General features: G+C 48.2%; 21 protein-coding genes. 11 read left to right on the top strand and 10 right to left on the bottom strand.

What is annotated here, in order from left to right:
- Positions 1 to 18 precede the first annotated feature (18 nt).
- From AGRI_RS08785 to cfa, 5 genes are all read right to left on the bottom strand, one after another.
- Entirely contained in the window at positions 19 to 873 is an 855-nt protein-coding gene (locus AGRI_RS08785; protein ID WP_008984597.1) for a universal stress protein, read from the bottom strand.
- Positions 874 to 883: 10 nt separating this feature from the next.
- Positions 884 to 2,368, bottom strand: coding sequence for a SulP family inorganic anion transporter (locus tag AGRI_RS08780; protein ID WP_008984596.1), 1,485 nt, complete (start codon positions 2,366 to 2,368; stop codon positions 884 to 886).
- Positions 2,369 to 2,657: 289 nt separating this feature from the next.
- Positions 2,658 to 3,377 carry a hypothetical protein gene (locus AGRI_RS08775; RefSeq protein WP_008984595.1) on the bottom strand — a complete coding sequence of 240 codons (720 nt, stop codon included), beginning with the start codon at positions 3,375 to 3,377 and terminating at the stop codon, positions 2,658 to 2,660.
- Positions 3,378 to 3,438: 61 nt separating this feature from the next.
- A complete protein-coding gene (locus AGRI_RS08770) occupies positions 3,439 to 4,440 on the bottom strand; it encodes an isocitrate dehydrogenase (RefSeq protein ID WP_008984594.1) in 1,002 nt (333 codons plus the stop codon).
- A gap of 20 nt (positions 4,441 to 4,460) precedes the next feature.
- Positions 4,461 to 5,606 (bottom strand): cyclopropane fatty acyl phospholipid synthase, encoded by a 1,146-nt coding sequence (cfa, locus tag AGRI_RS08765; RefSeq protein WP_008984593.1) that lies wholly within the window; start codon positions 5,604 to 5,606, stop codon positions 4,461 to 4,463.
- 254 nt (positions 5,607 to 5,860) lie between these two features.
- On the opposite strand from cfa, the gene AGRI_RS08760 reads away from it, so the two are divergent.
- From AGRI_RS08760 to AGRI_RS08730, 7 genes are all read left to right on the top strand, one after another.
- Positions 5,861 to 6,721, top strand: coding sequence for a patatin-like phospholipase family protein (locus AGRI_RS08760; protein WP_008984592.1), 861 nt, complete (start codon positions 5,861 to 5,863; stop codon positions 6,719 to 6,721).
- A 71-nt stretch (positions 6,722 to 6,792) separates the two neighbouring features.
- A complete protein-coding gene (gene prfC, locus AGRI_RS08755; RefSeq protein ID WP_008984591.1) occupies positions 6,793 to 8,394 on the top strand; it encodes a peptide chain release factor 3 in 1,602 nt (533 codons plus the stop codon).
- A gap of 64 nt (positions 8,395 to 8,458) precedes the next feature.
- On the top strand, positions 8,459 to 9,625 hold the full coding sequence (locus AGRI_RS08750) for a sensor domain-containing diguanylate cyclase (protein ID WP_008984590.1): 1,167 nt from the start codon (positions 8,459 to 8,461) through the stop codon (positions 9,623 to 9,625).
- Between the two features lie 86 nt (positions 9,626 to 9,711).
- The gene (locus AGRI_RS08745; RefSeq protein WP_008984589.1) at positions 9,712 to 10,140 is read left to right on the top strand and encodes a methylglyoxal synthase; all 429 of its coding nucleotides are present in this window, start codon (positions 9,712 to 9,714) and stop codon (positions 10,138 to 10,140) included.
- A gap of 99 nt (positions 10,141 to 10,239) precedes the next feature.
- Positions 10,240 to 11,262, top strand: coding sequence for a Fe(3+) ABC transporter substrate-binding protein (locus tag AGRI_RS08740; protein WP_008984588.1), 1,023 nt, complete (start codon positions 10,240 to 10,242; stop codon positions 11,260 to 11,262).
- A gap of 33 nt (positions 11,263 to 11,295) precedes the next feature.
- Positions 11,296 to 12,939: an ABC transporter permease gene (locus AGRI_RS08735; RefSeq protein ID WP_008984587.1), complete on the top strand. Its 1,644-nt coding sequence runs from the start codon at positions 11,296 to 11,298 to the stop codon at positions 12,937 to 12,939.
- Positions 12,939 to 14,000, top strand: a complete 1,062-nt coding sequence (locus AGRI_RS08730; protein WP_008984586.1) for an ABC transporter ATP-binding protein — start codon at positions 12,939 to 12,941, stop codon at positions 13,998 to 14,000. The genes AGRI_RS08735 and AGRI_RS08730 overlap by 1 nt, the downstream gene beginning before the upstream one ends.
- A gap of 73 nt (positions 14,001 to 14,073) precedes the next feature.
- Here the strand turns inward: AGRI_RS08730 and AGRI_RS08725 are convergent, their stop codons facing one another.
- Positions 14,074 to 15,243 carry an E22 family MetX-like putative esterase gene (locus AGRI_RS08725; protein ID WP_008984585.1) on the bottom strand — a complete coding sequence of 390 codons (1,170 nt, stop codon included), beginning with the start codon at positions 15,241 to 15,243 and terminating at the stop codon, positions 14,074 to 14,076.
- Positions 15,244 to 15,255: 12 nt separating this feature from the next.
- The gene (locus AGRI_RS08720) at positions 15,256 to 16,557 is read right to left on the bottom strand and encodes a GntP family permease (protein ID WP_008984584.1); all 1,302 of its coding nucleotides are present in this window, start codon (positions 16,555 to 16,557) and stop codon (positions 15,256 to 15,258) included.
- Positions 16,558 to 16,740: 183 nt separating this feature from the next.
- On the opposite strand from AGRI_RS08720, the gene AGRI_RS08715 reads away from it, so the two are divergent.
- Positions 16,741 to 18,984: a TonB-dependent receptor gene (locus AGRI_RS08715; protein WP_008984583.1), complete on the top strand. Its 2,244-nt coding sequence runs from the start codon at positions 16,741 to 16,743 to the stop codon at positions 18,982 to 18,984.
- 66 nt (positions 18,985 to 19,050) lie between these two features.
- The gene (locus AGRI_RS08710) at positions 19,051 to 19,698 is read left to right on the top strand and encodes a response regulator transcription factor (protein WP_008606904.1); all 648 of its coding nucleotides are present in this window, start codon (positions 19,051 to 19,053) and stop codon (positions 19,696 to 19,698) included.
- A gap of 61 nt (positions 19,699 to 19,759) precedes the next feature.
- On the opposite strand, the gene AGRI_RS08705 is transcribed toward AGRI_RS08710, so the two are convergent.
- Positions 19,760 to 19,957: a P-loop NTPase family protein gene (locus tag AGRI_RS08705; protein WP_008984582.1), complete on the bottom strand. Its 198-nt coding sequence runs from the start codon at positions 19,955 to 19,957 to the stop codon at positions 19,760 to 19,762.
- Between the two features lie 339 nt (positions 19,958 to 20,296).
- On the opposite strand from AGRI_RS08705, the gene AGRI_RS08700 reads away from it, so the two are divergent.
- Together AGRI_RS08700 and AGRI_RS08695 are read left to right on the top strand one after the other, a co-directional pair.
- Positions 20,297 to 21,448, top strand: coding sequence for an acyltransferase family protein (locus tag AGRI_RS08700; RefSeq protein WP_008984581.1), 1,152 nt, complete (start codon positions 20,297 to 20,299; stop codon positions 21,446 to 21,448).
- A gap of 20 nt (positions 21,449 to 21,468) precedes the next feature.
- Complete coding sequence (locus tag AGRI_RS08695; RefSeq protein ID WP_008984580.1) at positions 21,469 to 22,278, top strand: polysaccharide deacetylase family protein; 810 nt, start codon at positions 21,469 to 21,471, stop codon at positions 22,276 to 22,278.
- Between the two features lie 43 nt (positions 22,279 to 22,321).
- On the opposite strand, the gene AGRI_RS08690 is transcribed toward AGRI_RS08695, so the two are convergent.
- Positions 22,322 to 22,789, bottom strand: coding sequence for a hypothetical protein (locus tag AGRI_RS08690; RefSeq protein ID WP_008984579.1), 468 nt, complete (start codon positions 22,787 to 22,789; stop codon positions 22,322 to 22,324).
- 53 nt (positions 22,790 to 22,842) lie between these two features.
- Complete coding sequence (locus AGRI_RS08685; RefSeq protein ID WP_237713052.1) at positions 22,843 to 26,307, bottom strand: PAS domain-containing hybrid sensor histidine kinase/response regulator; 3,465 nt, start codon at positions 26,305 to 26,307, stop codon at positions 22,843 to 22,845.
- Positions 26,308 to 26,317 lie beyond the last annotated feature (10 nt).

Here is a 26,317-nt window from a genome sequence, read left to right as displayed (position 1 = left end):
GCACCGGGCCTGACGACATTAACGCAGGATCAGTAAGCTGCACTTGGCCTTGCTAATCATGGCAGTGGTAGTACTGCCAACAATAAATTGGCGGATACGGGAATGACCATAAGCCCCCATTACCAGCAAATCGATATTATGCTGTTGCTGGTACTGATGCAGCACCTCTTCGGGCTCTCCGCCAACAATTGCAACCTTGGTTTCAAAACCTGCATTACGAAGAATGCCGGCTGCAGCCTCCATATGTGCTTCAGTAGCCGCCGTAGTGGCACTGGCCATCACCAAATGAACCGGTAAGCCTTTACCCAGTGGACTGGCAGCTAGCATTTCCAGACCTTTCAATGCCGTAGCGCTACCATCAAAAGCCAGCATGATGCTTTTGGGTTCAGTATAACTTTGCTGCGTAAGTAGAATGGGTTTGTGCAAGGAGCGGATCACTCGCTCGACGTGCAGGCCAATATGACCGTGAGCGTCGGCACTGGTGAAACCGCGTTTTCCGAGCACCAACAAACGGGTTTCTTCCTCCAGCGCGGCTAGAGTTTCAACCAACTGACCATGGCGCAGACGCTCGTCTACCTCTTTTACACCTGCTGCTTCGGCGCGGGCTTTAGCGGCATCAAGCATAATACGACCACGCTGTAACGCCAATTTTGCATGTTGTGCATCTAATTCGGCCAGCTGCTGTAATAAGGCTTCCTGGCTTCCCAGACCAATGCTACCGCTAAAATCGGTATGTACTGCTTTATCTGCATTGTCCAGAACATGAATCACCGACATCGCAACTTGAAGCTTTTTAGCTGCCCAGGCCGCATAGTCACATACCGCTTGTGCATAGGGTGAGGCGTCGATACACGCCAGTACTTTTCTGCTCATATTGGTTCTCCTAGTGGCCCATCAGTTTTTCAACCGCATCAGGCTGGTTATGTACAGCAAACTTGTCTACCAGCGTTGCACTGGCCTCGTTCAGCCCAATCAGCTGAACATCGGTACCTTCACGGCGGAATTTAATCACCACTTTATCCAGTGAGCTAACCGCAGTGATATCCCAAAAATGCGCCTTACTCAAATCAATAGTTACTTTTTCAACGGCTTCTTTAAAATCGAAAGCGTTAACAAATTGCTCGCTCGAACTGAAAAACACTTGGCCAATAACGTGGTAAGTGCGTTCATGACTATCTTTCGACAGACTGGAACCGATGTACAAAATTTGCCCGACTTTGTTGGCAAAGAATAACGCGCTGAGTAAAACACCAACTAAAACACCATAAGCGAGATTGTGGGTTGCCACTACAACGATAACCGTCATAATCATGACGACCGAAGAGCTTTTGGGATTTTTCGTCAGATCTTTTACTGATCCCCAACTAAAGGTACCAATAGCCACCATAATCATTACGGCTACCAATGCCGCCATCGGGATCATACCAACCCACTTATCTAAAAACACCACCATAACCAAAAGGATAACGCCTGCCAGTAAGGTCGAAAGCCGGGTGCGGCCGCCTGACTGTACATTAATAATTGACTGACCAATCATCGCACAGCCAGCCATACCACCAATTAAACCTGAACCTATATTCGCAACACCCTGACCAACACATTCACGATTTTTATTACTGTTGGTATCTGTTAAATCGTCCACAATGGTTGCTGTCATTAGCGACTCTAAAATCCCGACTACCGCCAGCGCTAATGATGTAGGGAAGATAATTTGCAGAGTTTCAAAGTTAAGCGGAACATCTGGCCACAAAAAGATTGGTAAGCTGTCTGGTAATTCGCCCATATCGGCAACGGTACGGATATCAAAGCCAAAATAGGTCGCAATAACGGTGAGAACAACGATACATACCAGTGGTGATGGAATAGCCTTGGTGACATACGGAAATAAATAAATAATGGCCAGACCTAAAGCTGTCATGCCGTAAACCGTCACTGAGCCATAGGTGCCGCTCAATTCCGGTAATTGCGCCAAAAAGATGAGGATGGCTAGCGCATTAACAAAGCCGGTGACGACAGAGCGTGATACGAAACGCATCAGGTCACCCAGTTTAAACAGGCCAAAAACAATCTGGATTACGCCGGTTAATAGGGTTGCTGCCAGCAAGTACTGTAGGCCATGCTCTTTTACCAGCATAATCATTAACAGCGCCATAGCGCCGGTTGCAGCAGAAATCATACCGGAGCGGGCACCGGTAAAGGAAATAATTAAACAGATTGCAAAAGACGCATACAGGCCCACTTTCGGGTCGACGCCAGCAATGATGGAAAAGGCAATGGCTTCAGGAATCAGTGCCAGGGCTACAACGATGGCAGCAAGAAAGTCCCCTTTGATATTAGAGAACCAATTCTGCTGAATAGACTTCAACATAAAATATCCAATAAGTAAAAAACACGGTAATAACTGGGACAACACAGCATAAATTGCACTAAAGTTGCGCCTTTTGATGTACTGGCTCCCAACTCTCAACTTTATTAGCAATTTTTCAATGTGTTGTTTAATTACACCGGCCGATCCTCATTGAATAAAAAATGAACGCTACAATATTTGAAGCGCGGTATTATAGTGGTTTATGCGACTAGAAACCAGTTAAAGTCTGTTTTTAGGGCATAAAAATGCGTTAACGCCATATTTTCTGCGGTTTATTTATGCCATCAGCCTAGGCGACTTTTGTCTGCGTGGCTAGCATCGATTGGATGACCACTTTTTTATCGCCTGGTGGTTGGTGCCGAGCTGGCAGCAATTGTTCTGCAAAGCTCACTACAACAATATAAGCGAAAATGCCGCGCTCTAGCTTACCGTTATTGCTAGCGGCATCGAAATAAAAGTTAAAGCCCAAACTTTGCAGGCTGCGGGTAAGCCGCAGTTCAGCATTTTCGTCATCGGCGCCCAGATAGTAGGTGAGGTAAGTATCTTCCCTGAGGCCATTACGTTGTAGTTTTTCAACCTCGGACTGTGCCATCCCAACAAAACCTTGGTTCAAGACTTTGGCCGATTCAACCTCATCAAACTCTAACTGGTCACTATGACCGAACTGTACCGCAAAATCTTGATTTTTCATTGCGGTAAAGAACAACTGCAGTCGTTGCTCTGTCGTTTTATCTTTGCAGGCACTAACAATCGCCTGAATTTCCAGATAGCGTTGAAACCGATTTTGCCAGCGCGGAATAAAACCACTCCGGGTCGGGCAGAGCACGTCGTCAAAGTATTTTAAGGTGCGGCGTGAGAGTGATTGGTTTTTGTAGAGTCGTTTCATCTCACCACGGACAAAGGCCGCAAATTCTGACTCGTGACGAAACTTACGTAGCGGCATGGTCAGCAACTGTCGTAACTTTATCGTTTGCATGGCGCTATAAAGCGCGATATCTTCTTGATGCATATAAATTTACCCTTTAGTAAAAAGCGGCGCATCCATGTGCCGGTAGGCTCAGGAGAGTAAATCAAAGACGATCGATGATGGCTTGTGTAAATTGATCTGTGCCGGCGTTACCCCCTAAATCGCGGGTCTTGCGGTCGCCACTGGCAATCGCGTCTGTGAGTGCCAACAGAATTCTATCGGCAATGACGTGCATCTCCATATAGCGCAGCATCTGGATAGCGGCCAGGATCACTGAGGTGGGATTAGCCAGATTCTTGCCCGCAATATCAGGAGCGCTGCCATGTACAGCCTCAAATATTGCACAGTCGTGACCGATATTGGCGCCAGGGGCCATCCCCAGACCGCCAACCAGTCCAGCGCACAAATCAGAGATGATGTCGCCAAACAGATTGGTTGTAACAATAACGTCAAATTGATGTGGGTTCATCACAAGCTGCATACAGGCGTTGTCGATGATCATCTCGTTAAATTCAATTTCAGGATACTGTTCGGCTACGGCGCGGGCTGTTTTTAAAAATAAACCCGAGGTGCTTTTTAAGATATTTGCTTTGTGTAATGCAGTAACCTTTTTCCGCCCCTCGCGTCTTGCGGTCTCAAATGCAAATTCGACAATGTTGGCCGAACTTTCGCGACTTATAATGCTTGTCGCTTCAGCAATCTCTCCGTCTGCAGAGATCTTTTGACCATGACCTGAGTACATGCCCTGCGTGTTTTCGCGAATTGTTAGAATGTCTATATTGTCGTAGCGAGCCTTGGTACCGGTGAATGATTTTACAGGTCTAACATTAGCGTAAAGGTTGAATTTTTTTCTAAGCGTAACGTTAATTGAGGTGAATCCATCTCCGATAGGAGTGGTAAGTGGGCCTTTTAAGGTGATTTTGTTATTTGCAATAGCATCGAGTGTAGTTGCTGGTAGTAACTCGCCATAGTTTTGCATTGCCGCCAAGCCTGCGTCGACATACTGATAGTGAAAATCGCAGCCAGCTTTATCCAGTATCCTTAGCGTTGCTTCTACGATACTGGGCCCAATACCATCGCCTTTAATTACAGTAATTGTTTGCATGATTGTCCTCTTTTATTTGGTTAACTGACGCGCTGGTAGCCGCCGACAACACCGTGTTTACTTAACACCCATTGCCAAAGCTGAAGATCGCGGGCTCGGAAGGCGCCTGCGCAGGAAAGTAAGTAATAACGCCACATCCGGAAAAAGCGTGGCCCGAGTCGGGCCGAAAATTGTGGCCAGTTTTGCTCGAAGTTTACATACCAAGCCATCAGGGTTTTGTCATAATCAGCACCAAAGTTATGTAAGTCTTCTACGACAAACAATCTTTGGGCTGCATCGGATATTTGCCCAAGCGCCGGTAATTCGCCATTAGGGAAAATATACTTATCTATCCATGGATCGGTATGGCTGCTGCGTTGATTTTTGCCAATGGTGTGCAGTAAAAACAAACCTTCGTCTTTCAGGCAGCGGTGTGCAACCTCAATGTACTGACGGTAATTTTTACGTCCCACATGCTCGAACATGCCCACACTTACGATACGGTCAAATGGCTCATTAACGTCACGATAATCCTGCAGTCGGGCGTGAACGGGAAGGTGACTGTACAAGGTATTAACCCAGTTGGCCTGTTCTTTGGAAATGGTTACACCGACACAGCGTACACCGTAGTGTTGCGCGGCGTATGTCATAAAACTGCCCCAACCACAGCCGATATCGAGCACTTTCATACCTGGTTTTAATTGTAATTTCCGGCAAATTAAGTCAAGTTTGGCTTCTTGAGCCTGCTCTAATGTGACCGCGTCTTGCCAATACCCGCAGGTGTAAGTCATCCGTTTATCTAGCATGGCGGCGTAGAAATCATTGCCTAAATCATAATGTTGCTCACCGACCCGTCGGGCACGTTTTGGTGTTTGGCGATTGAAGAGTTTTACTTTTAATGCTTGTAGCAGGAGTCTTGGAGGTTGTATTTTCTCGGGTAAACGGCTGCGAAGTATACGGTAAATAAATTCATCTAATCGCGGCACATCCCAGTCACCATCCATATAGCTCTCACCCAAACCAAGGTTACCATCAGCAAAAACCCGTTCCGGGACATTAAACGCATTTAATTGCATATCCCAGGGGGCGCTACCGCCAGGTTCTATCCCAGCCAGGTTTAATAATTCAATAAAGTATTGGTGTAGAGTCGATTCCGGCAACAAAAATGCAGGACGCGATTGTGCCATTGCTGTAGGCATGGGCGCTCCTCTTGCTCAGATTTTTTATGTAAAGCGTGGTGCAGCCGGTCGGCTGCTAAAACTTGATAAAGAAGTGAAAAGAAGCGGGGATACTTACACTGGTCTGAGCCTTCTCTTAACCGGCCTAAACACCGATTGAAATAATCATGAAAACTGCCGTATTTTAGCACATTTTGTTTAAAAGTCCAGCTACAAATTAGCCGAGGCTTATGCTAGGCTACATCGCATTAACGGGAGGTATGATGAATAAGCCCACCAAAACCGCGTTAGTTGTGGAGGGTGGCGCGATGCGAGGCATCTTCGCCGCAGGTGTTTTAGACGCTTTTATTGAGCAACAATTTAACCCTTTTCATTTTGCAATAGGCGTGTCTGCAGGCTCCACTAATTTAATTGGATATTTATCTGGCGACCATGGTCGTAGTAGAAGAATCTTGCTCGATCACGCCCGTAGGGATGACTTTATTAACTGGCGCCGCTACCTAAAAGGCGGTCACTTTTGTGACGTGAGTTGGCTATGGCATGCCTCCTATGATGAGGTGCCGTTAACGTTTAGCCACTATCTTGCGCAGCAAATTCCGCTATTCGTTGTGGCCACCAGTGTGCAAACCGGGCAGGCTTGTTATTTCGAAGTGACAGAAAACAATATGCATCAGTTGTTTCCCGCATCCTGTGCCATACCTCTGGCTTACCGCGACTTCCCCGCGATCAATGGCGAATGCATGACCGACGGGGGGCTGGCAGACTCGATTCCGGTTATCAAAGCTTACCAGATGGGTGCGCGAGATATTACCGTCATTTTGTCACAACCTTACGGTTACAGAAAACGAAGCAGTCGTTTTCCGGGGTTAATGAAACCGCTATTCAGGCAATATCCCTGGTTGTTTACTGCTGTTCTTAGTCGGGCTTCGCGTTATAACCAGGCTTTGGATTTTATTGCTAGCCCGCCATCAGATTGCCGTATTCATGTTATTACCCCTCCTACGCCATTTGCGGTTGGTCGTTTCTGCCAGAACCTTGCCCTGTTAGAGGCTGGCTATCAGGCTGGTCGCAACGCCGGTCTTGAGCATTGCAGATTAGCCCAACGCGCGGAAAATCCGATTTAGTCACGTATCAGTGAGTTATCCGGCGAAATCCCGGGCAATACCGTTTTATCTTTATTACAGGTTGAACCACGATGACTGATTTTGAACTTGAGAGTGAAGTAGCGAAGCGCCGTACTTTTGCAATTATCTCGCACCCGGACGCGGGTAAAACAACCATTACCGAAAAAGTCATTTTGTACGGTAAGCTAATTAAGAAAGCAGGGACGGTAAAAGGAAAGAAATCAGGAGTTTATGCTACCTCTGACTGGATGGAGATGGAAAAAGAGCGCGGCATTTCGGTAACGACGTCTGTGATGCAGTTTCCTTATGCAGATTGTTTGGTCAATCTGCTTGATACGCCAGGCCATGCAGACTTTTCGGAGGATACCTATCGTACATTAACGGCAGTTGATTCTTGTTTAATGGTAATTGATGCTGCCAAAGGTGTTGAAGAGCGCACAGTAAAGCTGATGGAAGTGACCAGGCTGCGGGATACACCAATTATTACGTTTATCAATAAAATGGACCGAGATATTCGCGATCCTATTGATCTTTTAGATGAGGTTGAGCGCGTGTTAAACATAGCCTGCGCGCCCATTACCTGGCCAGTGGGATCTGGTAAAGAGTTTAAAGGGGTTTACCACCTATTACGTGATGAGACCATTCTCTATCAATCAGGGCAGGGCCATACAATTCAACCGATACGGGTTATTAAAGGTTTAAACAACCCTGAATTAAAGATAAGACTCGGATATTATGCGGATGAATTACGTGAGCAAATTACGCTTCTGAAAGGGGCGAGTCACTCCTTTGATTTGTCCGAATTTTTGGCCGGTCGATTAACACCAGTATTTTTTGGAACTGCCTTGGGGAATTTTGGTGTTGACCATATGCTGGATGGATTAACGGCTTGGGCACCGCCTCCCCAACCGAGAAAAACCAATAAGCGATTAGTATCACCTATTGAATCGGCTTTTTCGGGTTTTGTATTTAAAATTCAGGCGAATATGGACCCGAAACATCGTGACAGAATAGCTTTTATGCGTGTGTGTTCCGGACGCTTTGCTAAAGGTATGAAGCTACATCATGTGCGGTTGAACAAAGATGTTCTGGTTCCTCAAGTTCTTTCCTTTATGGCGGGGGAGCGCGACCATCTGGAGGAGGCTTATCCAGGGGATATCATTGGCTTACATAACCATGGAACTATTCAGATTGGTGATACTTTTACCTGTGGTGAACAATTTCACTTTGTTGGGATCCCTAACTTCGCGCCTGAGTTATTCCAGCGGATCAGACTTCGAGATCCGTTAAAGCAAAAACAGCTACTCAAAGGACTGATGCAATTGGCTGAAGAGGGCGCGGTTCAATTATTTCGTCCTGAACAGAATAACGATCTCATTGTCGGCGCAGTTGGTGTTTTACAGTTTGACATGGTAGTTCACCGCTTAATGGTAGAATATGGCGTGGATGCAATCTATGAGCCAGTGAAAATTGTAACGGCCCGCTGGGTATATTCCGAAAATCCCAGAGCTATGCAGCAGTTTATCCAAAAAAATAATTCGGCATTGGCTCTGGACGGTAACGGAAATTTAACCTATCTCGCCCCGACACAAGCGAGTTTGCAGTTGATGATTGAGCGATTCCCCGATATTCATTTTGCAAAAACACGCGAACAAAGACGTGCGGACGAGTAAATCAGTACCACTAGTTAGTCAACTGTTGCAGTGATATGCTGATGGTTCCAGTGGAGGGGGCAACATGCGTGATGTGATCGAAGTTAAACTTGAATGGTTGAACTTGCCAGCGTTAATAGTGGATGAGACCAGCGCGATTCAGGCGAAGAATACTGCCTTTAGTCACTTACCGCCTGGCACTCAGTATGCGTTACTTCATCAGGTCACTCTCATTGTTACTAACAGTGACTTGAGTGTTTCCGGACATAAAACTGTCGATGTTGCCTTGGGTGCGTTGCAGTATTTCACGTTACATATTGTGCGGCAAGCCTCCTCTGAGTCACTCTTTGCTGTTATTTTTTATCCACTGCAGCAAAGCTCTGCGTTAACTGAGTTGTATGCCTCAGTATTTGAGCATAGTGGTGAAGCCATTATGATTACCGATGTTAATGATGACATAGTGGCAGTAAACCAGTCATTTGTAGAAAGTACTGGTTTTGCTGTCGCTGATATTCTTTATCGAAAGCCTGATTTTCTGAGGCGAGATCTTAATGAAGAGGCCACCCTCGAAAAAGCCTGGAAAGCGGTATTTGAACACGGACACTGGAGTGGTGAAATTAAGAACCGAAAAGCAAACGGTGAGTATTACGTCTGCTGGTTGTCTTTGTCTGCGGTGCGCAATCAAGAGGGCATCATTACTAATTTTGTGTCAATCTTCTCGGATATCACCAGTCACATTCACGAGCATAAAAAGTACAAAAAAATGGCGCATTACGACTTCCTCACCGGCCTACCCAATCGCGCCTTGCTCGAAGATCGTTTTGAACAGTTTGTGTTGCAACGCCAACGCCAGAGTAGTCAGGTAAGCTGTGCTTGTATTTTTATTGATGTCAATGATTTTAAATATATCAACGATACCTATGGTCATAAGACAGGTGATAACTGCTTAATTGCGATTGCTGATGCATTAACCCGCTCAATTCGGCAAGATGATACCGCTTGCCGTTTTAGCGGCGACGAGTTTGTTTTGTTGGTAAATGATATTGAAAATGTAGCCGATATTCAGCGTATCATTACTGAGATACAACAAAATGTTGCCGCAATTGCTGGTAATTTGTCGCTTGATAAAGCGGTTCGTGTCAGTGTCGGTGTTAGTCTTTATCCGGAGGATGCGGTTGACTTTGAAGCGCTGATCAATCTTGCAGATCAGTCAATGTATCAGGAAAAACGACATAAGAAAGCGTTGGATTGAGCTCCGGTAGCGATCTGACTCACCGGCGCATTAGGCCAGGCATGAACAAGTTAGATAGCTTGTGCTGATAAAAGGAGTCAGAAAAAATGAAAACGATAGCGCTGGTCGCGCATGATGGCAAAAAAGCCGCTTTACTGGACTGGATCGCCAAACACCGTCAGTTTTTTGCGGATAAAAAGCTGGTGGCAACCGGCACCACCGGCAAACTGATTGGTGAGCGTTTACAACTGCCGGTGCAGTGTCTGGCCAGTGGTCCGCTCGGCGGTGACCAGCAAATCGGTGCTTTAATAGCCGAGCAGCAAATCGACTGGCTGATCTTTTTCTGGGACCCGCTGTCATCCCAGCCGCACGACCCGGATGTTAAGGCATTAATCCGGCTGGCAGTGGTCTGGAATATTCCGGTGGCCTGTAATATCGCCACCGCAGACTTTATTATCCATTCCAGTTTGTACCAGCAGGACTACCAGCGCCATGTGCCGGATTTTCAAGCCCATAACGATAGGTTTAGCGGTTAGTTTGATAGAAAAGTTGCAGCAGCGCAAAGTTTCTTATTGAGAATTGTTCTTGTTTATGTTTAGATGTGCGCAATCGTTCTTACCTAGTGCGGAGCTGTGATGAAACTGAATAAAATGCTGTTATTGGTTGCCGCTAGCCTGGCATCCTGTGCCTTACACACCAGTGCTGCTTTTGCGGCTGAAGTGAATGTTTACTCCGCCCGACAGGAGGAGTTAATCAAACCGTTACTGGACAAATTTACTGCCGAAACCGGGATTAAGGTCAATTTAATTACCGGCAATGCTGATGAGCTGATCACCCGCATCAGCAGCGAAGGTCGCAATAGTCCGGCCGATCTGCTGTTAACCACCGATGTTGGCCGGTTAGCCCGCGCTAAGCAGCAAGGCGTATTGCAGGCCGTATCCTCTGACACCTTACAACAACAGATCCCGGCTAATCTGCGTGATCCGGCTGGCGTGTGGTATGGCCTGACCGTGCGCGCCCGGCCTATTATGTATGTTGAAGGTAAGGTCGATCCGAAGCAGTTATCAACCATGGCTGATCTGGCCGATCCGAAGTGGAAAGGCAAGATTTGTGTGCGTTCATCCAATAATGTCTATAACCAGTCACATGTTGCCTCGTTAATCGCCCATGATGGCGCAGCAGCGGCAGAAGCCTGGGCAAAGGGTCTGGTTGCCAATTTTGCCCAGCCACCACGTGGTGGCGACCGCGATCAGATTAAAGCGGCGGCAGCCGGGGTGTGTGATATCGCCTTAGCAAATACTTACTACCTGGCTGGTATGCTGGCTGACCCGGCTGAACAGGCCGCAGCGTCTAAAGTCAAAGTGTTCTGGCCGGATCAGCAGGGTAATGGCGCTCATATCAATATTTCTGGTGCCGGTGTGGCGACTTTTGCGCCAAACAAGCAGAATGCGGTAACATTGCTGGAGTATATGGTACAGCCGGCAGCGCAACACTGGTATGCTGAAGCGAACCATGAATATCCAATCCGCGCTGATGTGAAAATCAGCACGCTTCTCGAAGGTTTTGGCACCTTTAAAGCAGACAATTTAGAGCTGGAGCAGTTAGGTGAACTCAATGCCGAGGCAATCCGCGTTATGGATCGTGCTGGCTGGCGCTAACACTATACCGCCAGAGCAAGGGGGGCTAACCCCTTGCTAAAATCACTGTTATTTGATCGTTGGCGCTGGGCAGTATTACTGCCCGCGCTACTATTAGCCCTGCCTGTTATTATTATCTTTGCCAGCTGGCTGGAACCGCAAACCGAGATCTGGCGGCATCTGCGCCAAACGGTGCTGGCCGACTATGTGGTTAACTCTTTGCTGCTTGCCGGTGGTACTGGTCTGGGGGCGCTGTTCCTTGGTACCGGCAGTGCCTGGCTGATTAGTCAGTATCAATTTATTGGCCGCCGCTACCTGCAATGGCTGTTGCTGCTGCCACTGGCGATGCCGGCCTATATTATTGCTTACACCTATACCGGCATGCTGGATTTTGCCGGCCCGGTGCAAACACAGCTGCGCAGCTGGTTCGGCTGGTCGTACGGTGATTACTGGTTTCCGGAGATCCGCTCACTCGGTGGCGCTATTCTGATGCTGGCACTGGTGCTTTATCCCTATGTTTATATGCTGGCGCGTAACGCCTTTGCTGAACAATCGGCGTCTTTGCTGGAAGCCAGCCGCACGCTTGGTATGACACCGCGGCAGCATTTCTGGAGGGTAGCATTACCACTGGCCCGGCCGGCCATTTTAACCGGCATGGCGCTGGCAATGATGGAAGCCTTTGCCGACTATGGCACAGTTCAGTACTTTGGCGTACCAACCTTTACCACCGGTATTTTCCGCACCTGGTTTGGTATGGGCAGTGCCCAGGCGGCAGCGCAACTGGCGGCGCTGCTGACCAGCTTCGTGTTATTTCTACTGTTACTGGAGAAATGGTCCAGACGCAAAATCCGTTACTTTTATCAGGGGCAGAAACATAGCGCTGCTGCACTGCGTAAAGTCGGGCCGCTGCGTCAGCTTGGCTTACTGCTGTTATGTTTACTGCCGGTATTGTTTGGCTTTATCTTACCCGCCTGGCGTTTATTAAGCTGGGCACTGGCTAACTGGCAACGCACCCTGAATGAGACGTTCTGGCAGTTGGTATGGAATAGCTTTTCGCTGGCAGCGCTGGCGGCAGTGCTATCGGTAGTGTTGGCATTACTCTTTGCGTACGCTAAACGTTTACGTCGCGATCCGGTCGTGCGCTTACCGGTACAACTGGCGGCGCTGGGTTATGCCGTTCCAGGTACCGTTATCGCCATTGGTGTGATGATTCCACTGGCCTGGTTCGACCGTAATGTCGATTTACTGGCGGAGCAGTGGTTTGGCGTGCGCACCGGTTTACTGCTCTCCGGTACCCTGTTGGCGTTGTTACTGGCTTACAGCGTGCGGTTTTTAGCCGTATCACTGCACGGCATTGAAGCAGGACTGGAACGGATTAAACCGAATATGGATAATGCGGCACGCTCGATGGGGCTAAGTCCGTTACAGGTACTGCGCCGGGTGCATGTGCCGTTACTTAGCGGCAGTGTGCTAACCGCGCTGTTGCTGGTGTTTGTCGATGTGTTAAAAGAGTTACCCGCGACCTTGATTTTGCGCCCGTTTAATTTTAATACCCTGGCGGTGCGGGCTCATGAGCTGGCGTCGGATGAACGACTGGCAGATGCGGCGTTACCGGCACTGGCCATTGTACTGGTCGGTTTATTGCCGGTGATTTTACTGGCGCGCTCCACCGAGCGTCGGATGCGAGGAACAGATTAATGTTGGCATTAGAGCAGTTGGCCATCGCTTATGGCCCGCATACCGTGGTGAAAGATATTACTCTGTCGCTGGCTGAGGGGCAGATTGGTTGTTTAGTCGGGCCCTCAGGCTGCGGTAAAACCACCATTTTACGGGCGATTGCCGGTTTTGAAGCGCCGCAAAGTGGTCAAATCCGTTTGCAAGGGCAAGCGGTCAGTACCGCTTTACAGCAGCAAGCGCCCGAGCAGCGCAAAGTTGGGATGGTGTTTCAGGATTTTGCGTTGTTTCCGCATTTAACGGTGGCTGACAATATCAGCTTTGGATTACAGCAGCATAGCAAGGCGCAAAAAGCCGCCAAGGTAAAGCAGTTACTACAACTGGTTGGCTTGCCTGATCTGGGGCAACGCTATATTCATCAGTTATCCGGTGGCCAGCAACAACGGGTAGCACTGGCGCGGGCACTGGCACCAGAGCCAAAGGTATTGCTACTGGATGAACCCTTCTCCAGTTTAGATGCCGAGTTTCGTGAAGTGCTGGCGCGGGATATCCGCAAGATTTTAAAACAACTGCAAATCACCGCCGTGCTGGTGACCCATGATCAGTTTGAGGCCTTTGCCATGGCCGATATGATTGGCGTGATGCAACATGGTCAGCTACAGCAATGGGCGACGCCTTATGAGCTGTATCACCGCCCTGCCAGCCGTTTTGTCGCTGACTTTGTTGGTCGCGGCGTGATGTTACCCGGCGTGATGCTGGATGAGCAGCGGGTAGAAACCTGTCTGGGGATTTTCCGCCAACGCTATCTGCCAGATGTGCGTGCCGGTGACCATGTCGATGTCCTGATCCGGCCGGACGATATCGTGCACGACGATGAAAGTGCGATTCAGGCCACTGTTGCCGATAAAGCCTTTCGTGGCTCACATATTCTGTATACGCTGGCGCTTACTGGTGGTGAGCTGGTCTACTGTCTGGCACTCAGCCATCATAACCATGCTATTGGTGAGCAGATCGGCATCCGCCTGGATTTAGACCATCTGGTGCTGTTTCCGCGCACCCTCGGCGCGGTCAGTGGTTTAAACTGAAAAAAAGGTGCGCTAAGCCAAGCCGCACCGCCAGGAAGAAAAATTATCTCAGCATCGAAGTTGCGGCTGAGGGTTAGTTCAGAAAAGCTGCGATCTTGGCACTCACCGCCTGAATATTAAAGACGCCGTCCAGATGCCCATAGTCACCGGGGATCTCTGCATATTGCACCTGTGCTGCCTGTGGCATAGCAGCGGCACTGTGCTGCGACATCGTCGGTAGCAGCAACTGGTCGCCGCTGGCTGGTAGGAACAGGGTTTTCGCTTTAACCTGTTGCAGCGCTTGTTGCCAGTTATCACCCATACCAGCACGATACAATTGCGAGGCGCGTACCAGATACAGAATATGGTTGGCATCCTGCAGTTTGCTGCGTTCCGCCGCCTGCGTCATCAGCTGCTGCCAGGCTGAAAAGGGAGCACGGATATCCTGATGTGGCGCTGCAGCACTGGCTGGTGCTGGATAGCGCTGATTAAAAGCTGTGGGATAGAGCGCATCCTGAGTAATATAGGCGACCGCCGTGGTTAAACCCTGCCGTGGTTGGCCATGCTCATAGTAGTTCCCGTCACGCCAGGCCGGATCCTGCTTAATAGGATAGGCCCAGCGCTCTAAGCGCACTGCGGCCCAGGCATCCAGATAGGCACTGCCAATCACCGGGATCAGCCGTTCAACCCGCTCCGGATAACGAACCGCCCATTCAATCGCCTGAAAGGAGCCCATCGAAGCGCCAATAACTGCGTGTAATTTCTGGATCCCCAGGCTGTCTAGCAGCTGGCGCTGTACTTCGACAAAATCGGCAATAGTCACCACCGGGAAACTCAGCCCCCAGGGTTTGCCCGTGGCGGGGTTAATGGTTGCCGGGCCAGTGGTAATCACATTGGGATCAAACACATTAGCGTTGACGAGGGTATCGACACTGATCACATAAAACTTATTAGTATCAATAGCTTTACCCGGGCCAATAATGGCATCCCAATAACCGACTACCGCGTCTTCCGGCTGATATTTGCCGGCAGCATGGGAGGTACCCGAGAAAAAGTGGGTAATCAGGATGGCGTTCGATTTGTCAGCATTCAGCGTGCCGTAAGCCTCCCAGCCAACCCGTACCGGGCTGATCGTTTTGCCTGACTGGGTGGTAAAGTCGGCGATTTCAAAGGCTTGCTTTTGAACCAGCAGTATTTCGCCATAGCTTAACAGCGGACTTAATAGCAGGAACAGCGCGGCCAGAACGCGGCACAGTGCAGTCATCAGTTTACTCCATTAAAACCATTGAAATAAAAGAATCGCCAGCGCAACGCCGAGTAGGGGCATCAGCACGCTGACTACCGCTACCGGCCAGTAGGCGTTTTGGTGACTCTCGCCACAGATAGCACGGATAGTGGTCACGACATAACCGTTATGCGGCAGGGAATCCAGCGCACCAGATGAAATCGCCACCACCCGGTGTAATTGCTCGGCATCGACACCGCGATCCAGATAGGTTGGAGCAATTTCCGGCAGTGCGATAACCTGGCCACCAGAGGCAGAGCCCGTCAGGCCGGCAATGGCGCTAACCGCAACGGCGGCACCAATTAACTCCGGGCCGGGCAGATGCGTCATATAATCTACCACCTGACTAAAGGCCGGAGTCAGTTTAGCTACGCCGCCAAAGCCGACCACGGCGGCGGTATTACCGATAGCCAGTAGCGCACCCAGTACCCCTTCGTTGGTGGCGGCCGCCGGGTTATGCAAAAAGCGGAAGTTCAGCAAATAAAGGCTAACGACGCCGCCCGCCAGTGCAATAATCAGCGCGGCTTGTTGTAAACTGTCATGCAGCAGAAAAGACGTAACCAAAACCACTAACAGTGGGATCAAGCCAGTCAGCCAGTGCGGCAGCGGTTTATCACTTAATTCCGGATCGGTCGGACGGGCGATAAAATGTTCGCCCCTGGCAACGGCGCTTTTAATCATCCACATCAAGGCGTAGTAGCCACCGACTGCCATAAAAGCCGCTACCACTAAACTGACTTCCCAGCCGGCGTAGGGTGTAGTGCCTAAATAGGGAATAGGGATCCAGTTTTGGATCTCCGGTGAACCGGCCGAGGTCATGGTAAAGGTAACTGAGCCAAGCGCTAGTGCCGCCGGAATAAAGCGTCGTGGCAGATTGGCGCCTTTAAATAAGCTGACTGCCATCGGGTAGGCCGAAAATGCCACCACAAATAAGCTGACGCCACCATAGGTCAACACTGCACAGGCCAACACAATGGCCAGTACTGCCCGGGTGTGCCCCAATCGTTTGACAATCGCCAGTGCCACCGCATCGGCAGCGCCAGTATGTTCCATCAGTTTGCCGAACAAGGAACCGAGCAGAAACATTAAGAACCAGGCCGCAACAAAGCCGGAAAAGCCTGCCATATAGCCATGCACGAAATCTACCTTGTCGGCGACTTGCCAGAACGGGATACCATTGGTTAGCGCCACCAACAAGGCACAGAGCGGGGCGGTGATAAATAAATTGAAACCGCGCATGGTCAGCACGATCAGCAAACCCAGGCCCAGTAGTAAACCGAATAAACTTAACATCGGATAATCCTTGTTCTTGTTTTTTTCTAGTCTGATACAGTCTGGCGGGGACAGCCATAGTACTAAGGTACAGGTTAATAATTCCGCAATCGCGGCTACTCTATGAACATAACAAAACCGGAACTGATGTTTCGGCAACTAAAAACCAGACAGCAACACATCGACCCAACAGGAGGGCCTGGTATGGCCAACAACAATAAGACGAAAAATCGCGCCGCTTATGCAAGCAATCTTAAACCCAGTATGCTGGCTCTGGCTGTCAGTAGCTGTTTAGCCTTCCCGGTACTGGCTCAGGACACGGCCAATACCGATGACGAAGCGGTGAAACTGGAGCGGATTGAAGTCACTGCCCGCCGTACCGTGGAAAACCTGCAAACCGTGCCGGTCGCAGTGACCTCTCTGGGGGAAGAGCAACTGGCACAACGCGGGATCGATAATATTACGTCGGTGCAGCAATACTCACCAAACACCACCTTACAAGTATCGCGCGGTACCAACAGCACCCTGACCGCTTATATCCGTGGTATTGGTCAGCAGGACCCTCTGTGGGGCTTTGAACCTGGCGTTGGTATTTATATTGATGACGTGTATCTGGCGCGGCCACAAGGCGCGGCGCTGGATGTGTATGACGTAGAGCGGGTTGAAGTATTACGTGGCCCGCAGGGTACACTGTATGGCCGTAATACCATTGGTGGTGCGGTGAAATATGTGACCAAGCCACTGACCGGCGACCGGCAGTTAGCGGTACGTGGTACCTTGGGCAGTTATAAACAACATGATTTACGCGTATCAGGTCAAACAGGTCTAACAGATACTTTATTTATCAGTGGTGCCTTTGCGTCTTTTAATCGCGATGGTTTTGGTAAGTTTATTAATACCGGTGACCACAACTACAACAAAGATCTGCACTCTGGTCGTATTAGTCTGCAATGGAATCTGGCTGACAATTTCCGCTTAAATCTGTCTACCGACAAGACGGTGGACAACTCTAACCCGCGAGGTGGTTTCCGCCTGTTCCCAAGCGCACTGGCGCCAACAGACACCCGGCCAACCAGCGTATATGATGCAAACATCAGTATGCCGGTCGAGAATAAAGTAGAGACCAAAGGCCATGCATTAACCCTGACCTGGGATGTTAGCGATAACTGGACTATTAAATCTATTACTGCCAAGCGCGAAGGTGTAACGGATACCAATATCGATTTTGACTCAACCTCTTTCCCAACCCTGGATATTCCGGCTTTCTATGAAGACGAGCAAACCTCGCAAGAGTTACAGTTCCTGTATACGGGGGAACGTTTGAAAGTTGCCAGCGGTCTGTACTATTACAGCGGCGAAGCTTGTGGTGCCTTTGGTCAGGTGGTTTACGGTTTATCCACTACAGAAAACGGTGGCTGTGTTGATACTGACAGCACCGCGTTCTATTCACAGGGTTCGTACCAGCTGGACGAAAAGTGGTCGCTGACTCTGGGTGGCCGTTACACCAAAGATGATAAAGATGCTTCTGTTTATCGCTATGTGTATAGCGGTTATAAATTCCCGCGGCAAACCGGCGGCACCCGCATTGGCGTGCAAACCGATTTTACTGACAGCGCCAGTTTCAGTCACTTCTCGCCACGCGCGGGGGTTGAGTACCAATACAGCCGCGATCTGATGTTATATGGTAGCTACACCAACGGCTTTAAGTCAGGCGGCTTCGATATGCGGGCAAACCAGGCAGTAAACCCTGATGCTAACAAGCCGTATACTGAAGAAACGGTAGATACCTTTGAGTTTGGTATGAAGAGCGAATGGCTGGATCAACGTTTACGTTTAAATGCCGCGGTCTTTATGTCGAAGTATGATGATATGCAGGTTACGGTGCAGCGTTCTGTCGAACTCAATGGCGCAGTCACAGTAGCATCTCAGGTATTAAACGCCGCTAACGCCGATATTAATGGTGCTGAAATCGAAGCGACCTTTGCTGCAACCCGCGATCTAAACTTAAGCCTGATCCTGGGCTATGTTGATGCCAAGTTTAACGAAGTGGAATTCTTCGATCCTAACCAACAACAGGTAATTAATGTTTCTAATCTGTGGTCTTTTGCCAATACGCCGGATCTGACAGCTACGCTGGCCGCTACCTATAGTATTGCCATCAGCAGCGGTGAGCTTGTCTTTACCGGTAATATGGCACATCGCGGTGCAACGCAAATCTTTGAAATCCCGTCGTTGTTAGATTACGGTAGTTATACCCTGTTTAACGCTGGTGTTACCTGGTACTCCAATGATGGCCACTGGGATATCTCGTTCCAGGGCAAAAACCTGGGCAACAAAGAAGCGCGTATTGCCGGCTATAACTTTGCCGGCCCGGTGTTGGATAACTCCGTACTGGGTTTCTATATTGACCCACGGACCTTTAGCCTGAGTGTCGGTTACCGCTTTTAACTAAAAAAACCTTGCCGGGGCGTCAGCCCCGGTTCATTATTGGGTAAAACTCCCAACACGAATTTTATGATTGCCATTATCGCTGATGATCACCCGCTGTTCCGCGTTGCCCTATCACAGGCTTGTGCTGCGATTCTGGGTAGCGATGCCTTATTATTACAAGCGCAAACCATGCAACAAGTTTGGCCGCTGTTACGCCAACACCCTGATACTCATCTGATTTTCCTTGATTTAAAAATGCCTGGCTCTGAAGGCTTTACCGGTTTGACAGCACTGCGCACCGAATATCCGGATGTGCCGGTGGTTATGGTCTCAGCGGAAGAAGATCCGGTAATTATTAAGCAAGCACTAACACTGGGTGCTGGCGCTTATATTCCAAAATCGGCACCCTTGGATGTGTTGTCCGAGGCGATTAATGCGGTATTAAATGGCGATAGTTGGATCCCAGCCGAGTTATCTGATGATGTAAAAAATGCCCGGCCGCTGATCGATAACGACTTTGCGCAGCGTTTGGAGCAATTAACCCCGCAACAATTCCGCGTGCTAAAGATGATCGCTGATGGTTTGCTAAACAAACAAATTGCTTATGAGATGCAGGTGCAGGAAACCACTATCAAGCAGCATGTGTCGGCAATTTTACGCAAGCTAAACGTCAATAACCGCACTCTAGCCGGTATCCTGTTCGATAAATTGCGCCTGCCAGAGCAGGGGTAGTTAGTTCAATAATCGCTTTCCGCAAAGTTGTTGCCCCTGTTACTGGTTTTGCCTCAGTGCGCTATTTTTGCCCGAGTTGGGCGCGGTAAGCCTGGGTGATATCTGTCAGTTGTCCGTGCTCTAACAATAAAATGCGCTCAGCTGCTGCTATCGTTTGCGGACGATGCGCAATAATAATCCGCGTCATTTTCAGCTGCTGAACTGCCTGATTCACATACTGCTCCAGTTGCAGATCCAAATGGCTGGTTGCTTCGTCCAAAAACAGAACTTTTGGTTGCCAACTATTTTTGTGTAATTTGAGGGATAAAGAAAGTTTCTGACAACTGATGAGCCATTCTAGAAATTTAACTCAGTTACCAAGTTGAAAATAGGTTATAAAAACAGATAAAAAACAATGACTAAAAACTCAACCTGTCTCTGGCAACATTATCGATAAATCAGTTGGGTTGTAGTGTGGTTTCAAAAAACGTCAATTAATGATAGATTGCTCAATTTACGATTAATTGATTTGTTCCAAAAAACTACAGGACGTCCTCAGTAACTGCCAAGCGCAATGCTGATCTTAGCAAAATATTGATGACTGAAAAGGGATTAAAGTTTGAATAACCGTGTCTACTCTCTGGATGTGCTCCGAGGCATCGCTGTATTACTTGTTCTAATCGTACACGTAGCACAAAAAACATTAAATTATGAGAGTCTTGGCTTTGAAGTTGCAAAGCTCGGTAGCCTGGGCGTGCAATTATTTTTCATGATTAGTGCATTTACAGTCTTTATGACATACGAAAAAACCATGTTGAAAGATAGAAAGCCAATCACTAGTTTTTTTATTAGGCGCTTTTTCAGAATAATGCCAATATATTGGATAGGTATTATCCTGTATAGCACTTATTATGGTGTCTATGGTGATAGAAACTGGGGTGATGCACCAGAGGGGTGGCACTACATACTCCACTTCCTAACTTTAAATATGTTGCACCCCAGTGTTCAGAGTACTGTTGTTCCAGGTGGGTGGTCTATAAGCGTGGAAATCATGTTTTATTTAAGCTTTCCAATCGCTTTTTACTTCGTTAGAACTTTGAAAAGCTCTTTCTATTTTCTGGTTGCAACTGTTGTGCTATCAGTATTCTTTAGAATGCTATTTACTGAGTATTTTTTTGAAGAATACCTCTATGGAATGATGGGTGATTCTACGGATGAGATTAAGAGTAGATTTGTTTATCGTTTCATAATAAATCAGTATCCGTTATTTGCGGCAGGTTTTTTTATGTATCACATGATTAAGTCTGGACAATATAACAAGTATATTGATGAGAAACTTATTTTATTGTCTACTTTTTCATTTTTGATTATTTCTTTATATGTTTTTCTCGTTTACTCAGGTTCCTTTTTGAAGCTACCATTAGAGGCATTTGTTCACATAGTAATTGGGTTCCCAATGCTCATTCTTTCAATTGTTTATTTGGTTCGTAAGGCTAAATCATCTCCATGCTTGCTCGAGATAGCATTCGCAAGTATCGGGAGGGTTAGCTTCAGCTTCTATATAGTTCATTTCATAATCGTTGATGAAGTATCCCGCGCAGTCATAGGGGTTAATGAAAGTTTTGGAATGAGCTTTGGGTTTTTATTTATTTCAACAATATTTTTGTCTCTAGTTATTACTTACTCTATTTCTAACGTTAGTCATTTTTTTATCGAGAAAAAAATTCAAAACTTTACAAAAACGGTATTGGCGCGTTTTAAATTTTCTTAGTTATCCTAAAGGTAAAATTTATGAAGAATATTGCTTTGCTGTTATTGCTAGTTACAATTGTAGCTTGCGGTGGATCAGGTGAGAATAAAAATAATGACGAGAAAAGAACGGGAAAAATCGTACTAACATTTGATGATACATGGGTCGATAATTGGGAGAAGTACAGTTACATCATTGACAGTAGATCAATACCTGCAACCTTCTTTGTCTCGAGGTATGGTGACTCAACGGCGCCTTTTAATACTAGAAACCCTGACTCTGTCTCTATTCTTCATAGCTTACAGCAACGCGGCCACGAGATCGCATCTCACACTCTAAAACACTTACGAGTTAGAGATTTTGTAGCCGAATTCGGTGAGGATGCTTGGATAAATGAAGAGGTATTACCTGCTCTTTGTAACAAAATAGAAGATGGATTTTCTGTTTATTCATTCGCATATCCAAATTCTAATTCCAACTCAGTCGGGACTGACTCACGTCTCAGTAATATTTTTGGAAAAATAAGGCTATTTGACGGTTCTGATAACACGCATTTAATCGGAATCAATAAAAATGAAAACAAAATTATATTAAGCACCGGGATAGATGAGCAGTTTCTTAATATGTCAGAGCTTAAAAAGGTTATTTCAAATGTAAGTCAAACCGGCGGTTTTCTTGTTCTTACCGCTCATGATATTACCGATGGCAAGGAATCAGGTTTATATATAAAACCAACGACTTTACAGGAAATTGTCGATTATTCTCTTAGCCTAGGGCTTGAATTCATAACAGTAAAAGAAATGTTCGGTTCCTCATCCAATAAAATCGAATTCGAAGATTTTTGTATATGAAATATTGCACTGACGAACTTTAAATAATCATTTATTGTAAAGATCATTGGCCTAAAGTTGTATCCATCACAACGGAAACAACAGGTTTAAGCTGGGAGTGATCAAAACTATGTGAGTAAGTAATTTTTACGCCTGGAATCGCGCTAAACGCAGCGAAGTGTGTTGTCGCTGCATTAGTCGCCAAGCTAGAAAATACCGACTTCATCGAACTAACACCCTGTTCAGTTTGCAGAAACGCCAGATTTTCATCATCGCTCTGTTGATTTTCCGCCGCCATTTCTTGTAAGAGGTGGGCGCTGGATACCACATAGTTATAATTCAGCAAACAATTACCCGATACGAACAGCGCCTGCACGCCGGTTAGTTTCGTCATATAGTCAACATCTTGGGGAAGTTGAGTTCGCAACTGGCTGACAACCGGCTGTAACTGCTCGCACATTGTTTTGGCATCCAGGGCTGATACACCAAAAGGTAGCAAGGTCAGTGCAACTAAGGTAAAAACTAGTTTCATAAAGGTCCCTCTATCATAAGTTCACTTTTACTATACCTAGTTTTATTAAAATTTCACTTTAATAATCGCTGAAACAAGCGCTTTAGCGCCACTGGCTTTAACGGTTTTAGTAAAAAGTAATAACCGCTATTGAGTGCCAGCTCGCGGATTTGCTGATCATGATCGGCTGAGTTAATAATAACGGGTGCAGTCAGTGCAAAATGAGCACTAAGTTGATTCGCGACCTCAATGCCGGTGGCATTATTATCCAGGTGGTAGTCAAAAAGGCACAGATCGGGCTGAAACCCCTGTTGCAGCGCAGCCAGTACCTCAGCCGGTTGTGATAACGCCCGCACTTCACACTGCCAGCTTTGCAGCAGGCTTTGTACGGCATATAACAACTGGGGTTCGTTATCCAGCAGCAGGATTTTTTTGCCGTTAAAGCTGGCGCTGATATCGTTGCTAAGTGCCGGGCTAACGCTAACCGCAGTGCTACCGCTGATCAGCGGCAGGGTAACGCTAAAGCAACTACCGCGTCCCTGTACCGATTGCAGCTGCAGTGGATGATCCAGAATAGTACTGATGCGATGGGCAATTGCCAGACCCAGGCCCAGGCCTTTTTGATCCGGCTGGCTGCCTTGTTGAAACTCTTCAAAAATCCGCTGCTGATCGGCGGTGGCAATGCCAACGCCGCTATCCAGTACGCAGAGCCTTAAGGTGTGGCCAGTGCGTTTTACGCCGAGGATCACACGGCCACTTTCGGTATAACGAATGGCATTGGCTAATAAATTCTGTAACACCCGTTTTAGCAGTTTCCGGTCGGTATTTACCACTAACTTGCTGCTATGCAGCTTAAACCTTAGCCCTTTACGTTCGGCGAGTACGGCTGCATCGCGGGCCAGATCCTGTAGTAACTGCGCCACGGCCACAGGTTGATGATGCGGTTTAACCACCCCGGAATCCAGTTTAGTCAGATCAAGAATGGCAGTTAGCAGCTCCTCTGCTGAATTTAGCGACTGGCTAAGGTTATCAGTTAATTGCCTTAGCTCTGGCTCGGCGATTTTTTGGCGCAACAGGCTGGCGAATAGAGCTGCAGCGTTAAAAGGTTGCATTAAGTCATGGCCGGCCGCGGCAAAAAACCGGGTTTTGGCCTGGGTGCTGGCTTCCAGCTGGCGCTGGGTTTTTTGCAATTGATCATTGAGTTGCTGCAGTTCGCTGGTGCGTGTTGCTACCCGTTGCTCCAGTAATTGATTACTTTGCTCCAGCTGTTGCTGCACAGCAATAAAAGAGCTGACATCAGTATAGGTGGTAACAAAGCCGCCACCGGGCAACGGATTGCCCTGAATTTCCAGCACCCGGCCATCTTGCTGCCGGCGCTGCACTTTATAGGGGCTGCCCTGGCGTAAATAGCCAATCCGTTTTTGCACCTCAGCTTCAATATCGGCCGAATCAATCAGACCGCGTTGTAAGTTAAAGCGAATCAGCTCGGCCACAGGCTTACCCACTTCAACCATGCCAGGTGGATAACTAAACATCTCAATGTAACGTGAATTCCAGGCGATTAACCGTTGGTCGGCGTCTACGACGGCGATACCCTGGCTGATATTATCAATGGTTGACAGCAGCAAGCTCTGGTTAAAACGAAACACCTGTCCGGCTTCATCAACAAAGCGTTCGACTGTCTCCATCGGTAGGCGGGCGTGACGGCCAATTGCGCCCATCACCAGGCGCATTGAGGCGCCACCTAATACCGCAGCTAAGCTACGCTCAGTGGCCTGAATAAAATTGGCGGATGCCTGGCGCTGTAAATCCGGTTCGCGTTCGCGCAGGTTGCGTTGCAGTAAACGCTGTGCCTCGCGTTCGCCGGCAAAACGGCGCACCAGCAGATAACATTCTTCAAAACTGAGTTGTTGTTGTGGCTTCGGTGCGGGTTCTTTGTTGCTGCGCAGAAAGCGGCCACTTTGCAAATATTCACCCAGTCCGGTTTGGGTTAACTGACTGACCACTATAATCATCAGGCTATTAACACTTAAACTCAGTACTACACCCAGGGTAATGCTATCACCCTGCCAGCCAAACAAATGCTGTGGTGCTAACATGGTCAGGCCGAACAAGCCTTGCTGCGGGATGCTACTGCTGATAATGCCGGCGCGTACTAACTCTGGAAACAGTAGGATATAAGCCCAGATCAAGGCGCCACTAACCAAGCCGGCAATAGCGCCGCTGCGGTTGATGCGCCGTGATAGCAAACTCATAATTAACACCGGCGCCAGTTGGGCAACCAGAGCAAAAGCAGTCAGGCCAAGCTGTGCCAGACCAGTACCACTGCCGATAGCGCGGTAATAAATAAAGCCCAGCAGCAACACAAATAGCATCGCCAGCCTGCGTAAGGTAGCAATTTTTATCGGGTTTTGCGCGGCGGTATCCAGTTTACTGCGCCGGAACAGCAGTGGGACTAACAGTTCATTGGTAATCAGAATACCCAGTACCACTGTTGCGACCACCACCATACTGGTGGCAGCGGAAAAGCCGCCCAGATAAGCCAGTAATGCTATGTCGGTGCGGTTGGCGGCCAGCGGTAATTGTAAAACCACCAGATCAATATTTGCTTGTTCACCCAGCAGCATCACCCCGGCCAGGCCCAGCGGCAGGGTAAAAATGCCCATTAACAGCAGATATAACGGAAATAACCAGCGCGCGCTGCGTAAGTGGCTGAGCCGTTGGTTTTCTACAAAGCTGACATGAAACTGGCGCGGTAAACACAGGGTAGCGGCAAAACCCAGCAGCACATGCACCCAATAGGTATGAGCCGGTAAAGCCTGTTGCTGAATTTTTTGCACTGCACTGCTTTCTGCCGCCCGGCTAAAAATATCCGCAAAGCCGTCAAACATGCCCCACACAACAAAGGCTCCAATTGCCAGTAAGGCCAGCAGCTTAACCAAAGATTCAAAGGCAATCGCCGTCATCAGCCCGGGGTTAGGTTGGTGTGCCTTAGCGCTGCGACTGACAAATAGCATGGCAAACACGGCCATCCACAAACAAACATAAAGCCCGGTATCGGTATACCAATCTTCGCCGGTGGCGCTGCCAACTAAGGTATTAATGCTGGTTGCGACGGCCTGCAGTTGCAACGCGACATAGGGCATTACGGCTAAAAACAGAATCACTGTAATTAAGATGGCCAGTAAGCGGGAGTGCCCAAAACGGGTAGCGATAAAGTCGGCAATAGAGGTAATACGGTAGCGGCGGCAGGCAATGGCAATACGTGCGACTAACTTAAAACCAAACCAAAACAGGATAAAGGAGCCGATATAGGTAGGTGGCAGCCACCAGCCATTAACCACAGCTTGTGCGGTAACACCATAAAAGGCCCAGGAGGTACAATAAATCGACAGCGCCAGGCTAAACACCCAGGGCGCCAAAGGGTGACGGGCGCTGACCCGGCGGCCAAATAAGCCCACCGAATACAGCACCAATAAGTAAAGTAGTGAAATGGCGGCAAGGGTCGCCAGACCGATGCCGCTGGCGTTTTGAATCATTTCAGCCGCA

The organism is Alishewanella agri BL06 (assembly GCF_000272005.1).
GTDB classification, from domain to species: Bacteria; Pseudomonadota; Gammaproteobacteria; order Enterobacterales; family Alteromonadaceae; genus Alishewanella; species Alishewanella agri.
Note: the sequence above shows the minus strand (reverse complement) of the source record. Positions and strands in the feature narration are given on the sequence as shown.